Origin of the sequence: uncultured Stenotrophomonas sp., from assembly GCF_945952405.1 — a bacterium.
In the GTDB taxonomy this organism is placed as follows: Bacteria; Pseudomonadota; Gammaproteobacteria; order Xanthomonadales; family Xanthomonadaceae; genus Stenotrophomonas.
In genome coordinates, this window is record NZ_CAMFIA010000013.1 from 1 (window position 1) to 14,289 (window position 14,289).

Below are 14,289 nucleotides of genomic sequence, written 5' to 3' on the forward strand. Positions count from 1 at the left end.
TCTACACGCGTAAGATCGTCGGCAGCGTCAGATGTGTATAAGAGACAGCTCCGGGCCAGCATTTCTCCGGCCGCGGGCTGGGCGACAGCGACCGCAGCCTGTGGGCCTCGTGGGTGATCCAGGACGACGACTTCCGCATCTTCTTCAGCGGCGACACCGGCTACTTCGACGGCTTCAAGGCGATCGGCGAGAAGTACGGGCCGTTCGACCTGACCATGATCGAAACCGGCGCCTATGACCCCCGCTGGGCTTTCGTGCACATGCAGCCCGAACAGACCCTGCAGGCGCACCTGGACCTGCGCGGCAAGTGGCTGCTGCCGATCCACAACGGCACCTTCGACCTGGCCCTGCACGCCTGGCAGCAACCGTTCGAGCGCATCACCGCGCTGGCCGCGGCCAACAACGTCGCGGTCGCCACGCCGATGATGGGCGAAGCGCTGGACATGCAGGCACCGCAGGCAGGCACACGCTGGTGGGAGACGGTGGAGCTGTAACGCCACACCCGCCTGCCTCATGCAGAGAGCAGTAGATCCACGCCACGCGTGGATGCTCCTCTGTAGAGCCGAGCCCATGCAGAGCAGTAGATCCACGCCATGCGTGGATGCTCCTCCGTAGAGCCGAGCCCATGCTCGGCTGCATTGGTGCCTGAGCCGAGCACCGGCTCGGCTCTACAGGAAACGGGTCGCTCCCCCATGCCGGGTGATGCTTCAACCCGCGCGTCCCCTCGGCCCCCGCAGCCAACCGGGTGTCGGATTCAACAATAACGACGACGCGATACAACCGCGCAGCGTTCTCCGCCCGTTCAGTTGCCGCCTCGGCCACGCCCCCAAGCCCAGCGAATCCGCGGGAGAACGCAGCATTCGCATCAGCATGTCGGAATCAGCACTTCCGGCGCACGAAGTCTCCGCAGAGACTCGCTATCGACGTCTGAATCACTCGCGGTCCATCACATGTCACACCCCAAGCCACCGATACCGCTTGGCCTTCTAAGGTTGCTGCACGACTATCCGGGACATCTGGCATCTGGCTCTTTGTAGAGCCGAGCCCATGCTCGGCTGCATTTTTACCTGAGCCGAGCATAGGCTCGGCTCTACAACTGGCGCGTTTGCAATGCCCCACGCCATGCCGCCCTTACCGGCCAAGCTTCGCGAAATGCTCAAGGACTATCCGGAGCATATTCAGGCGCTACAGAAGTGCCTCATTTCTGTGCTTGATGAGAATCCTGTACTGACGCATCCCTTTGAGATGGCCGTCTGGTTTCTGGAAGACTGCTTGACAAGCTTCATCATTGAGGCAAGTAGCGAGCTGGACACCGCCAACGCTGCCAGCGATGCAGACGCCATCCTGCGTGCAGAGCAGAAGCTACGCCTGATGTTCAGAGCTCGCTCCGGGAACGGAGGCATGAAAGGCATGCATGAGCTTTGGGATTACTTCCATGAGGGTCATGGAGACTGATTGATGCAAAGCGAGTATCGCTTGAGCGAGGCGAATCATGCAGGGATTCTGCGCTTGTATGCCCTGCCCGACGTTGGACTTGAGGGGGTGGTCTCCCACGAGCAGCCGAGAGCTGTCATTCTTGCTGGGCAACCAGGTTCGGGAAAACGAGCATTTGCTCGATCAGCCGAGTTGGAGTTTCGAAACGACATACTGAAGATAGATGCCGATGAGCTTCGGGAACATCATCCCGAGTTTGAATCACTCCGCCAGCGCTTTCCCTACGCCTGGACAGCCCATACCCAACACGACGCGACCCAGTGGTTGCGGCAACTGGGCATGGCGGCTATCGATGCGCGCAAGAACATCATCGTGGACACCACTCTGGGCGACCGTAATGGCGTAATCCGCACGATCAGAGTTCTCCAGCTGTGCATTCCCTCTGCAGAGCCGAACCCGTGTTCGGCTACGGGAGCTTAAGCCGAGCATGGGCTCGGCTCTACACTTGACGCGTTTGCCTCGCGCTTGTTTGAAATGTGCCTGCGATACTCAAACGTACATTTCGGTCATTACTGAGTGCCCCTTGTGCCCCACGCCATACCACCCGTACCGGCCAAGCTTCGCGAAATGCTCAAGGACTATCCGGAACTGATCGAACGCTTGCAGGAAGTTCTTGATTCCGTAGTTGAGAAGCCATCACGGGGAACCGCTCAATTTGAGCGAGCGCTATGGAAACTGGAGGGGCGCCTAACAACCTTCCTCAACGAGGCACGCAGCGAGCTGGAGGCCGCCAAGGCTTCCAGCGACCCTGATGCTGTCATACGATCCAATCAAAAGCTTGACCTTGTGGAGCAAGCGAATTGGGTGAATCACTGGATCGCCGATGAAGCTATGCGGAACTTCTTCAGGCGTGGATCCAGCTGATGGAAAAAGACAACAGATTGGTTGCAGATGAGCATGACTGGACGCTTCGTCACAGGATCATTCCCCGAAGCGGGTTCGTTGAGGCGAGTTCCCATTCCGTTCCCAAGGCGGTAATTCTTGCTGGGCAACCCGGTGCTGCAAAGCGTGGTTTCGGTAGTGACATTGTGTCGGAGATGAACGGCGATGCAGTCGTCCTTGATCCTGATCGACTGCAAATTCATCACCCGCAGTTCAAATCACTTCACCAACGCTATCCCTACGCTTGGGCAGCCCATACCCAATACGACGCGGCCCAGTGGTCGCGGGAACTGGGCATGGCCGCTATCGATGCGCGCAAGAACATCAGCGTGGACACCACTCTGGGTGACCATAATGGCGCAATCCGCACGATCAGAGTTCTGCAGCTGTGCATTCCCTCTCTAGAGCCGAGCCCGTGTTCGGCTACGGGGGCGTTAGCCGAGCATGGGCTCGGCTCTACAATTGACGCGTTTGCCTCGCGCTTGTTTGAAATGTGCCTGCGATACTCAAACGTACATTTCGGTCATTAGTGAGTGTCCCTTATGCCCCACGCCATACCGCCTGTACCGCCCGTACCGCCCGTACCGGCCAAGCTACGCGAAGTGCTCAAGGACTATCCGGAGCATATTGAGGCGCTACAGAAGTGCCTCATTTCTGTACTTGATGAAAATCCTGTGCTGACGCCTCCCTTTGAGATGGCCGTCTGGTTTCTGGAGGATTGCTTGACAAGCTTCATCATCGAGGCAAGCAACGAGCTGGAGGCCGCCAAGGCTTCCAGCGATGCAGACGCCATTCTGCGTACAGAACAGAAGCTTATATTGGTGCGAAGAATGAGACGAAGGCATCAGTGGATTACTGATGAGCCGATGTGGAACTTCTTCCAAGGACTGTCCCGCTGATGGGGGAGGTCTACAAACTCGATGCAGCTGAGCATGACCGGGTGCTCCATCAGAAGGTCATACCTGAGAGTGGGATGGCCGAAGCGATATCTCATCGAGTTCCGAAGGCGGTGATTCTTGCGGGTCAACCGGGCTCGGGAAAGGGAGATTTCAGTCGCCGTTTAACATTGGAGATGAAGCGGGATGTCGTAGTAGTTGATCCTGATGAACTTCGGGAGTATCACGAGCAGTTCAGCTCACTCCGCCAGCACTCTCCCTACGCCTGGGCAGCCCATACCCAGCACGACGCGACCCAGTGGTCGCGGGAACTGGGCATGGCGGCTATCGATGCGCGCAAGAACATCATCGTGGATACCACCCTGGGTGACCGTAATGGTGCACTGGATACGATTCGACTACTACGCAGCCGCAGCTACGAGTTCGAGGTTCGCGCCGTGGTGGCCAATCACCTTGAGAGCAGCTGGGGGGTTGAAAATCGCTTTGCGAAGTCATTCGATCAGTATGGCTACGGCCGCTACGTAACCGATGCCTACCGCAAGCAGGTCTACGCTGCGCTCCCTGGCAATCTTGATGCCTTGCACGAAGAGGGCGTGCGCATCCGGCTTTTCAGCCGTGAGGGCACTGAGCTGTATGACAACCGATCCGATGCGCGCCTGCCAGGCGCGGTGATGGAACGGGAGCGCGAGGCGCGCATGCGCAACCCGCAGCTGACCCATGCCACGCGCGATGGCTGGCGGGAGATTGCCCGCTGGCACGACACGCTGGCGCAGCGGGCGGCGCGTAACCCCAAGGTCGATGCTGCCACCCAAGCGGCAGTCGTGCTCGATCGCGATGCACACCAAGCGGTCCCTGTGGTCAAGGGCGAGGTACTCCAGAGTAAAGGCGTGGATCACACAGCGCGCGTGCGTCCCACCATGGTGCGCGGCGCGGCGATTGCCGGAACCACCAGCACGGTGGTCGAGGCGGTCGCCGAGGGCCGCAGGGCGGCCGAGCTGTATGCCGCCGGCAATCCGGTCGCTGCTGAAGCGGCCATCCTGAATTTTGGTGCGCGCAGTGCAGGTGGCTGGGCGGGTGCAGTGGCCGGTGCCAAGCTGGGAACCCTGGCCGGTATCGAATCCGGTCCGGGTGCCATCGTCACTGGACTCATCGGCGCCGGGATCGGCGCCTGGGGCGCCGAAGATACCGTGCGCTGGATCGAGCAGTACAGCATCCACCATCAGAAGGACGCCGCCGGACGGGTCTGGAGCTTCGATCCCCGGCAGCCGGGCAAGGGTTGGACGCACAATGAACGTGAAATCCTCGGTAGCGTGGGTACCCAGGCGGATCGTCCGATCCATGGCGCCACCGAAGTACAGGTCGCCGATGCCACGTTGACCGAGTGGCTGAACTTCAAAGCCTCCAGCCAGGCCGTGGTGCAGCGTCTGGGGCAGCCGGATCGGCTGGTGGATCCCTACCGTATTGCTGCCGACTTCACCGATACGCCCAGCCAGTTTCCCCGTGAGTGGCGACGTGACCCTGCCAGCGGCCAATGGCAGCGTGAAGTGGTGCATGAGGTCTACGAGCGCGGCATCCAGCGCAGCTCGATGGAGATTGCAGGGGTCAGCAAGGCGGCGCTGCTGGATGCCTATGCGCAGACGGTGGTGGAACACAACGTGGCGCACAGCGCGTACACCGTGTCGCGAGCCTATCTCGAGGCCTACATCGAGCGAGGCTGGTGGGTGCAGGGTGATGCGCCCGATGCGGTCATGCGTGAGCTGCAGAACCCCGAGCGGCTTTTGGCCATTGATGGCCGCACCTACCAGCACCGCGGCGATGGCCGCTGGCAGCATGTGGGCGTGCTGTGGAACAGCCATGCCGAGGGCGATGTTCACGCTGAGCTGAGCGCGCGGTATGCACAGATATCAGTATCGCGACAGCGGGATGCATCGGTGCACGCGCTGGGTACGCACCAGTTGGAACGCTGGTCGCCGCAGGAGCGTGAGGCCTATCAGCTGGCGCTGCAGGACGCACAGAGGCAGGGAATGCGCTTCGACGATGCGCAGCGGATCGCCACGGAAGCCGTGCAGCCGTACCACGGTGCACGATGGCAGGAGCGGCCCTCACTGCGCGCTGCAGATCAGGGCACGCGCATGCCGGACACGGAACCGCGCACCGTGCCCGCAGCAGTCTTGCCGCAGCGGCATACGTCAGTGCTGCGGGAAGAGATCATGCCGGCAAACGACCGAACGCAGGTAGGCCACGGTACTGCGGATGGCATGCAAAAGCCTGCGACCGAAGTGCCGCAGCCTATCCGGATGGACGACGCGGCTGAGCCCAAGCCGCACCCGGCAGACGCGCGGCACAACGCGCATACGCAGTTGCCGGAGCGAACCACGCAGCGGGAAGAGCTGCCGAAGCAGGACGTTATCTCGGTGGAGGACGGGCTGAAGATGGAGCCCACCGAGCGCGACCGATCGGATGCGGAGCGCAGGGAGGCAATGCCGCCCGCTGCCGCGCGTGAACCGGCCGGCGTCCTGCCCACACACGAGCCCCTGCAGGAGACGGATCGACATCCCGCAGCGGAGCCGGAGGCTTTCACCTTTCCCGTCGTGGCGCTCGCGGACGTGCCGACGCAGCAAGCGGATGAGCCACGCTCATCGCCGCGGCAACATGCCAACGACGTGCAGCAGGAGCCACCGTCGCAGCCCCTTCCGACGCCTACGCAGGAAGGGCTGCAGCAGGTGCAGCTGCCACGTGATCCACGCCAGCCCGATCATCCGGACCACACCCTCTATCAGCAGATATGCACGGGTGTGGCCGCTCTCGATGCCCAGCATGGGCGTGGTTTCGATGAGACCAGTGAACGACTGAGTATGCGGCTGCTGGTGCTGGCGCGCGAAAACGGACTGCAGCGCGTGGACCATGTGGTGCTGAGCCAGGCCACGGCCAGTACGCCTGCTGGCCACCAGGTATTCGTGGTGCAGGGTGAGATGAACGATCCGGCACAGTTGCGCGGGCAGATGCCCACGTCGGATGCGGCACAGACCGACCAGGAAGACTCACTGGAACTGCTCGATGTGGTGACCCGCGAACAGAGGCAACGTGATGCTGCCAATCTGCTGGACCAGCAGCACCAGGATCTGGAAGAGCAGCACGCGATGCAGATCCGCGCCGCCAGCGGCGGCGGGTGATCCATCCCTCGCCCGCCCTGTGCCTTCTGTAGAGCCGAGCCATGCTCGGCTGCCCTTCGCTTTGTAGAGCCGAGCCCATGCTCGGCTGCTTCTGCGCGAACGGCAGCCGCCACGCTCCGTGGCGTTGCAGCGCGTCATGTAACCGATTACATCCCTTGCTAGCGTAGCGCTCGCCCGACCCCGGCCATTCCGGCCGAACCCGCGAGGCTGCCGCAATGACGTTGCGCGTTGAACGTTCCAGGCTCTCCCCCCTGCCCCTCCTTGTTCGGCCAGCCTTTGCGCTGTTGCTTGCCACCCTGGTCCCGATTGCGCAGGCACAATCGCTGCCACCGCGCAGCCAATGGCAGGCCAGCGCCTCTTCGCAGCAGGTACCGGCGATGGCGATCAGCCACCTGATCGACGGCGACCCCGCTACCGTCACCGGCGGCGCGTTCAGCCCCGGACACTGGTTCCAGATCGATCTGGGTGCGCCGGCGATGCTGGCAGGCGCGCGTCTGAGCTGGGATGTCTCCCATCCAGAGGGCTATTCGTTGCAGACCTCGCTGGACGGCACGCACTGGCAGACCGCCTACACCATGGCCGATTCGCTGGGTGACGTGGAAACCCTGTACTTCGTGCCCCGCCAGGCGCGCTACCTGCGGCTGGCCAGCCCGCAACGCACCTCCGACTGGGGCGTGTCGATCTTCGAGATGGAACCGCTGGACAGCCGCCTCAGCGCGCGCGTGACCGGGCTGGACCACCCGCAGGCCGCCGCGCTCTGGCAGGGCGGCAGCGCCGTCACCCTCCCGGCCGCGGGGAACGGTGCACGGGTCCTGGAGATCACCCTGCCGCGTGCACAGTCCAGTACCGGCCTGGTGGTCGACTGGGCCGACGGCACGCGCGGCGCGGCGCGCCTGCAGGCGCTGGATGCCCAGGGCCAGTGGCGGGAACTCGCGCATGATGCGCAGGCAGGCAGCCATCGCCAGAGCTGGCTGGCCGCCAGCGCGGCACAGCCGGTGCGCGCCCTGCGACTGAGCGTGGACGGTGGCGCAGTACAGGTGAGCCGCCTTCGCCTGCTCGGCCCGAAGGCGGTGATGACGCCGATGAAGCGCTACCAGATCGCCGCCAGCGGCGCGCAGCGCGCATTGTTCCCGGCATCGCTGCAGATGCAGCAGACCTACTGGACCGCCGTTGGCGTGCATGGCGGGCGACAGAAATCGATCTTCGACGAGTACGGCAACATCGAAGCCTTCAAGGGAGCACCGCTGGTGCAGCCGATATGGCGCAACGCCGATGGACGCGCCGCAGGTGCTGCGGACCACCCCGTGCAGCATGCCCTGCGCGACGGCTGGAAGCCGATGCCATCGGCCACCTGGTCGCCGCAGCCCGGGCTGGAGCTGCGCAGTGAAGCCTTCGCCATCCTGCGCGATGGCCAGCCGGTGACCTTCCTGCGCCACCGTCTGCGCAACACCGGCAACAACACGATCGAGGGTACGCTCAGCCTGGCCGTGCGCCCGATGCAGATGAATCCGCCGTGGCAGAACGGCGGACTGTCACCGATCCACGAGGTGGCCATCCAGGCAGCGGCGGTGCGCATCAATGGCCGCACGCTGCTGCAGTCGCTCACCCCGGTCACCGCCTCGGCCGCGGCGCCATTCGGCACGGACGGTGCAAGCGAACTCACCGCGGCCATCGCCGCCGGCCAGCTGCCGTCCACGCAGCAGGCCGTCGACGAACAGGGCCTTGCCGCCGCGGCCCTGGACTATCGTGTCTCGCTGGCGCCCGGTGCCAGCGCTGCCGTGGTTGTCGCCTTCCCGCTGGGTAGCGCTGCGGCCGATGGCAAGGGCGTGCTGCCCGAGGCACCCGCGCTGGACCTGTCCCGGCTGCCCGGCGATGCCAGCGCAGCATTCGACGCCTTGGCGGCGCAGGCATCCGCGGACTGGCAGGCACGCTTGGGCCAGGTCGGCCTGCGCCTGCCCGACGCTTCGCTGGTGGACATGCTGCGCGCACAGGCCGCCTACATGCTGATCAACCAGACCGGCCCGGCCATGCAACCCGGGCCGCGCAACTACAACCGCTCCTTCATCCGCGACGGCATGGCCACCTCGGCAGTGCTGCTGCGCATGGGCGAAGCGCGCGTAGCGCGCGACTACCTCGCCTGGTACAGCGAACACGGCGTGCATGCCAACGGACTGGTCTCGCCGATCCTCAACGACGATGGCAGCGTCAACACCGGGTTCGGTTCGGACATCGAGTACGACAGCCAGGGCCAGTACGTTGCGCTGGTAGCCGATGTCGCCCGCCTCGATGGCGGTCCCGAGTCGGTGCGCGCCTACCTGCCAAAGGTGAAGGCCGCCCTGCGCTTCCTGCAGGCACTGCGCGAACGCACGCTGGTGCCTGGCTACAAGGCCGACCAGCCGGCACCGGAGCGGTTCGCTGGCATCCTCGCCCCTTCGATCAGCCATGAAGGCTATCCGTCGCCGACCCACAGCTACTGGGACGACTACTGGGGCCTGAAGGGTTGGCACGACGGGGCATGGTTGGCCGAGGCGCTGGGCGATCAGCAGACCGCAGCCTGGGCCCGCCAGCAGTACACGCTGCTGCACGACGCGCTGCACGCGTCGATCCGGGCGACGATGGCATGGAAAGGCATCGACTTCATCCCCTCCTCGGCCGACCTGGGTGACGGCGATCCGACCGGTGTATCGATCGCACTGGATCCCACCGGCGCGCAGAGTGTGCTGCCGGCGCAGGCGCTGCGGACCACCTTCGATCGCTACCTGCAGGATGTGCGCAGGCGCGCCCAGCCAGGCGCGCTGTATGCCTATACCCCGTATGAGATCCGCAATGTGCTGAGCTACGTGCACCTGGGCCAGCCGGAGGTGGCCGATGAACTACTGCAGGCCCTGCTGCGCGACCGGCGCCCGCTGGAATGGCAGGTGCTGGCCGAGGTCGTGCACTCGCGCCTGCGCTTTCCGCGCTATCTCGGCGACATGCCACACACCTGGATCGGTGCCGAGTATGGCCGCACGCTGTTCGGCATGCTGATGCGCGAAGACGACGACGCGCTGTCACTGCTGCCGGGCACTCCGCCCGCGTGGGTCGCCGGTGACGGGCTGGCGGTGGAGCGCTTGCCGACCGCTTATGGCACGTTGCAGATGCAGGCGCGGCAGCACGATGGCACGCTGACGGTTACGCTTGGCGAAGGGCTGCGCAAGGACACCGCCGTGCGCATGTGGTGGCCGAGCCGGACCGCGCCGAAGTCTGTGCGCGTGGATGGACGCAGCGTTTCCGACTTCGATGCCGGAGGTGTTCGGCTGGCAAAGCCGTTCAGAACGCTGGAGGCGCGTTGGTAGCACCGGGCAACGCCGGCAACCCCGGTGGATTGGTCTGCGACTGCGCCACCGCTTCCTCGGCCACATTCCAGCGCGCCAGCGCCTGCGCATAGGTGCCGCTGCCGATCTGGGTATTAAGCGCCTGCGTCACCGCTTCGGCCAGGCCGCTGCCCTTGCGGGTGGTGACCGAGATCGCCGCGGCGTCCGGCCAGCCGCCGGGGAACAGGCCCACCCGCCGCACCTTGCCATCGCGCGCCGAGTACGCGCCGGTGGCATTGGGCTCGAACGAGACATCGGCACGGCCGGTGATCACCGCCAGCCGGCCGACCACGGCGTCATCGAAGTACTGGTACTGCACCGGCTCCAGGCCGGCGGCAATGTTCTGCTGGTCCCACTGCCGCAGGATCTGGTCCTGGTTGGTGCTGGCGCCCACCACCACCTTCAACCCGGCCACGTCGGCAGGTTTGCCGATCTTCCGGATCGGTCCATCGCTGCGCGTATAGATGCCCAGCAGGTCATAGCGGTAGCTGGAGAAATCGAACTTCTTCTTGCGCTCCTCGGTCACCGTCACGTTCGACAGCACCGCATCGTACTTGCCCGACTCCAGCCCCAGCGGCCAGTCGGCCCACGCCACCGGCACGATCACCAGCTTCAGTCCCAGCGCATCGGCGATCAGCCGTGCGATGTCCGGTTCGATGCCCACCACGTCCCTGCTGTCGGCACCATAGTCGGCCAGCGGCAGCTGGCCCGGGTGGGTGGCCACGGTGAACGCCCCGGGCGTGACGAAGCGGTAGCCGGCCGGAATCAGCGCCTGCGCCTTCGGGTCGGGCGTTCCCTTCAGCACGGCCGTGTTCGCACCGACCAGGCTGGCCGCATCAACAGTGCGCCCCTCCGGTGCCTGCCGCACCCGCGAATAGACGATGCCGGCGATGCCGATGACCAGCACGCCCACGATCAACAGGGTACTGCGCGAGGGGCGGCGCGATGCTGCAGGGCTCATGGCATTCCTTCCAGGGTTACAGGGTCTTGGCCAGGAAATCGGCGGTGCGTTGCTGGCGCGGGCGCTCGAACAGGGCATCGGGCGTGCCCTGCTCGATCACCCGCCCCTGGTCCATCATCACCACATGGTCAGCAACGCGGCGGGCGAAACCCAGCTCATGGGTGACGATCACCAGCGTGGTGCCGGAGCGCGCCAGCTCCTCGATCACACTCAACACTTCGGCCACCAGCTCGGGGTCCAGTGCCGAGGTCGGTTCGTCGAACAGCAGCACCTTCGGCTGCAGTGCCAGCGCACGCGCAATCGCGATGCGCTGCTGCTGGCCACCGGACAGCTGGCGCGGGAACGCATCCGCCTTGTCGGCCAGGCCGACACGCTCCAGCAGCGTCCGTGCCTGCTGTTCGGCCTGCGCACGGGGCACCCCGCGCACCGCGATCGGCGCTTCGATGATGTTCTCCAGCGCGGTCAGGTGCGGGAACAGGTTGAACCCCTGGAACACCATGCCCACTTCGGCACGCCGGCGGCGGATCTCCCGCTCGGGCAGTTCGTACAGGGTGTCTCCGTCGCGGCGGTAGCCGATCAGCTGGCCGCCGACAGTCACGTAACCCCTGTCGGCGCGTTCCAGATGGTTGATCAGCCGCAGCAATGTGGACTTGCCGGCACCGGACGGGCCGATCAGCACGGTCACGCTGCCGGCGCGCAGGTCCAGGTTCACCGCGTCCAGTACCGGCTGGTCGCCGAATGCCTTGCCGACATCGTGCAACGATACCGCTGCGCCCTCGCCCGCCTCGGCCGGGACCGCGATCGCTGGCCGCTGGCCCACGCGCGGTGCAGCGTCGGCCTGTACGCGCACCGGCGACGAGACGCGCGACACCGAGCGCTCGCGCTGCAGCTGGCCGCGCGCGAAGCGCTGCTCCACGCGCCGCTGCAGCAACGACAGCACGGTCAGGATCACCAGGTACCAGACCGTGGCCACCATCAGCAGCGGCACCACTTCCAGGTTGCGCCGGTAGATCACCTGCACGGTGTAGAACAACTCGGGCAGTGCCAGCACATAGACCACCGAGGTGCTCTTGGCCAGGCCGATCACATCGTTGAAGGCCGCCGGCAGGATCGAACGCATCGCCTGCGGCAGGATGATCCGGCGCACCTGGCGGCCACGCGGCAGGCCCAGCGCGGCGGCGGCCTCGTACTGCCCGTGATCGACCGACAGAATACCGCCGCGGATCACTTCGGCCGAGAATGCGGCCTGGTTCAGGGTCAGGCCAAGCACCGCGGCGGTGAACACCCCGATCAGCTGCGTGGTCGGGTAGGAGAACAGGCTGATGCCGGTGAACGGGATCCCCAGCTCGATGCTGTTGTACAGATAGCCCAGGTTGTTCAGCAGCAGCAACAGCACCAGCAGCGGTATCGAGCGGAACAGCCACACGTAGCCCCACGACACCGCCGACAGCAGCGGCGAACCGGAAACACGGGCCAGCGCCAGCAGGGTGCCGAGGGCGAAACCGAGGCCCGTCCCCAGCGCGGTCAGCAGCAGCGTGCGTCCCAGTCCTTCCAGCACTGGCCGCGCGAAGAACCACTCGGCGAAAGTACCCCACCCCCAGCGCGGGTTACCCAGCACCGACTGCAGCGCGATCAGGATCAGCGCCAGGGCCAGCACCGTGCCGAACACCTGCAGCGGATGCCGCGCCGGCACCACCTTCAGTGTCGTTGCCTGCTGCGATTGCCCTGCGATGCCATCCAGTGCGGTCGACGGCGTGCTCATGCGTGCACCCCCTGCCGCAGCACTGGCGTCGGCAGGGCCACCGGCGGCGCTGTCTGCAGCGGCTTCTCGAACGGCAGATGGGCGATGGTCTCCGGGTCGGCCTCGCGGTCAAACAGCGCCGTATAGCCGTGGCTGAGGTACAGGCCAACCGCTTCGGGCTGGCGGAAGCCGGTGGTCAGGAACACCCGCCGATACCCTTGGCGCGCAGCCTGCTCCTCCAGTTCCTGCAGCACGCGCCGCGCGATGCCCTGGCGGCGCAGCCCCGGCAAGGTCCAGATGCGCTTGAACTCGGCCGTGTCCGGATCGCGATGCGGCATGAACGCCCCGCCGGAAATCGCTACGCCCTCACGCAACAGCAGCACGAACGCACCCACCGGCGCTGCGAACGCCTGCGCCGGATAGCGCTGCAGCTCCTCGCGGGCGCTGCCGCCGATGCGGCGACGCACATCGGCGTAACGGCTGTCGTATTCCTGCTCGAGCCCATCGAACAACGGCCGCGCCAGCGGATCATCCACCGAGGTATAGAGAAAGCGTTCGTTGAGGCTCATGTCGCATCCTTCACCAGATAGTCCTCGGCCAGTCGCGCCCACAGGCTGGCAGCGGGGGCGATGGCCGCATCGTTGAACACATAGCGCGGGCTGTGCAGCGGCTCGCTGTCACCGTTGCCGACGAACACGAAGCTGCCCGGCCGCGCCTGCAGCAGGAAAGCGAAGTCCTCGCTGGCGGTGCGCGGCGCAAACGCCGGCACCAGCTGCCCGGCACCGAAGCCCTGCAGCGCCACCTCGCGGATGTAGGCGGTCTGCTGCGGGTGGTTGATCACGCTGGGGAAGCCGCGCGGGAACTCGATCTCGGCACGCGCACCGAACGCCGCCGCAGTCTGTTCGGCAATCGCGGTGACCCGTTGCCGCAGGGTATCGCGCACCTCCGGCAGGTAGGCGCGCACGGTCAGGGTCAGCTCGACGGTGTCCGGAATCACATTGGCGGCCTTGCCGCCGTGGATCGATCCGACGGTGACCACGCCCATCTGGCGCGGATCGACATTGCGCGACACCACGCTCTGCAGGGCGGTGATGATGTGCGCTGCGGCCAGGATCGGGTCGACGCTGCCCTGCGGCTCCGCGCCGTGGCCGCCCTTGCCGATCACCTTCAACCGCGCCCAGTCCACCGAGGCCATCGCCGGGCCGTCGACGAAGCCGAAGTGACCCACCGGCACGCCTGGCCAGTTGTGCAGCCCATAGATCGCATCCACCGGGAAGCGTTCGAACAGGCCATCGGCAATCATCTTCGACGCGCCCGAACCGGTTTCCTCGGCCGGCTGGAACACCAGCTGCAGGGTGCCGTCGATGTGCCCGTGATGGGCCAGGTAGTGCGCGGCGGACAGCAGGATGGCGGTATGGCCATCGTGGCCGCAGGCATGCATCAGCCCTTCGTTGCGGCTGGCATAGGCCAGCCCCGACTCCTCGCGGATCGGCAAGGCATCGATGTCGGCGCGCAGGCCGAGGCGACGGCTGCCCTGCCCGCGCTGCAAGGTGCCGACCACGCCGGTGCCACCGATGCCGGTGGTCACCTCATAGCCCCACTGCTGCAGCAGTTCGGCCACGCGCGCGCTGGTACGGTGTTCCTCGAAGGCCAGCTCTGGATGGCGGTGCAGATCGTGGCGGATGGCGATGGCCGCCTCGGCACGTGCCGCGATTTCGGGCAACACGCCGATGACGCTGCCTTTCCGCCCAGCCTGGCCCGGCGCAGCCGCATGCTCTCCGCTCATCGC

The 14,289-nt window shown here is 65.5% G+C and carries 11 protein-coding genes and 1 pseudogene; 8 read left to right on the top strand and 4 right to left on the bottom strand.

Features of this window, described 5'->3' with window-relative positions:
- Positions 1 to 50: 50 nt before the first annotated feature.
- The 8 genes and pseudogenes from Q0P60_RS13865 to Q0P60_RS13900 form a co-directional block, all read left to right on the top strand.
- A pseudogene (locus Q0P60_RS13865) lies at positions 51 to 494 on the top strand (MBL fold metallo-hydrolase); the annotation flags it as partial.
- Between the two features lie 616 nt (positions 495 to 1,110).
- A complete protein-coding gene (locus tag Q0P60_RS13870) occupies positions 1,111 to 1,455 on the top strand; it encodes a hypothetical protein (RefSeq protein ID WP_294994419.1) in 345 nt (114 codons plus the stop codon).
- 3 nt (positions 1,456 to 1,458) lie between these two features.
- Positions 1,459 to 1,914, top strand: coding sequence for a zeta toxin family protein (locus Q0P60_RS13875; RefSeq protein WP_294994422.1), 456 nt, complete (start codon positions 1,459 to 1,461; stop codon positions 1,912 to 1,914).
- Between the two features lie 147 nt (positions 1,915 to 2,061).
- Positions 2,062 to 2,358, top strand: coding sequence for a hypothetical protein (locus tag Q0P60_RS13880; RefSeq protein ID WP_294994425.1), 297 nt, complete (start codon positions 2,062 to 2,064; stop codon positions 2,356 to 2,358).
- Positions 2,358 to 2,906 carry a zeta toxin family protein gene (locus Q0P60_RS13885; RefSeq protein WP_294994428.1) on the top strand — a complete coding sequence of 183 codons (549 nt, stop codon included), beginning with the start codon at positions 2,358 to 2,360 and terminating at the stop codon, positions 2,904 to 2,906. Before Q0P60_RS13880 ends, Q0P60_RS13885 begins: the two co-directional genes overlap by 1 nt.
- Before the next feature lie 72 nt (positions 2,907 to 2,978).
- Positions 2,979 to 3,275, top strand: a complete 297-nt coding sequence (locus tag Q0P60_RS13890; protein ID WP_294994431.1) for a hypothetical protein — start codon at positions 2,979 to 2,981, stop codon at positions 3,273 to 3,275.
- Positions 3,275 to 6,445 carry a zeta toxin family protein gene (locus Q0P60_RS13895; protein WP_294994434.1) on the top strand — a complete coding sequence of 1,057 codons (3,171 nt, stop codon included), beginning with the start codon at positions 3,275 to 3,277 and terminating at the stop codon, positions 6,443 to 6,445. The genes Q0P60_RS13890 and Q0P60_RS13895 overlap by 1 nt, the downstream gene beginning before the upstream one ends.
- 215 nt (positions 6,446 to 6,660) lie before the next feature.
- The gene (locus Q0P60_RS13900) at positions 6,661 to 9,780 is read left to right on the top strand and encodes a discoidin domain-containing protein (RefSeq protein WP_294994437.1); all 3,120 of its coding nucleotides are present in this window, start codon (positions 6,661 to 6,663) and stop codon (positions 9,778 to 9,780) included.
- Here Q0P60_RS13900 and Q0P60_RS13905 read toward each other — a convergent pair.
- Genes Q0P60_RS13905 through Q0P60_RS13920 form a run of 4 tightly spaced genes read right to left on the bottom strand, consistent with a single transcriptional unit; the run spans position 9,755 to position 14,286 of the window.
- Complete coding sequence (locus tag Q0P60_RS13905) at positions 9,755 to 10,759, bottom strand: ABC transporter substrate-binding protein (RefSeq protein ID WP_294994440.1); 1,005 nt, start codon at positions 10,757 to 10,759, stop codon at positions 9,755 to 9,757. The two genes, Q0P60_RS13900 and Q0P60_RS13905, sit on opposite strands and share 26 nt — an antisense overlap.
- Positions 10,760 to 10,775: 16 nt before the next feature.
- On the bottom strand, positions 10,776 to 12,521 hold the full coding sequence (locus Q0P60_RS13910) for an amino acid ABC transporter permease/ATP-binding protein (protein WP_294994443.1): 1,746 nt from the start codon (positions 12,519 to 12,521) through the stop codon (positions 10,776 to 10,778).
- Positions 12,518 to 13,069: a GNAT family N-acetyltransferase gene (locus tag Q0P60_RS13915; RefSeq protein WP_294994447.1), complete on the bottom strand. Its 552-nt coding sequence runs from the start codon at positions 13,067 to 13,069 to the stop codon at positions 12,518 to 12,520. The genes Q0P60_RS13910 and Q0P60_RS13915 overlap by 4 nt, the downstream gene beginning before the upstream one ends.
- A complete protein-coding gene (locus Q0P60_RS13920; RefSeq protein ID WP_294994450.1) occupies positions 13,066 to 14,286 on the bottom strand; it encodes a M20 aminoacylase family protein in 1,221 nt (406 codons plus the stop codon). The genes Q0P60_RS13915 and Q0P60_RS13920 overlap by 4 nt, the downstream gene beginning before the upstream one ends.
- Positions 14,287 to 14,289: the final 3 nt, after the last annotated feature.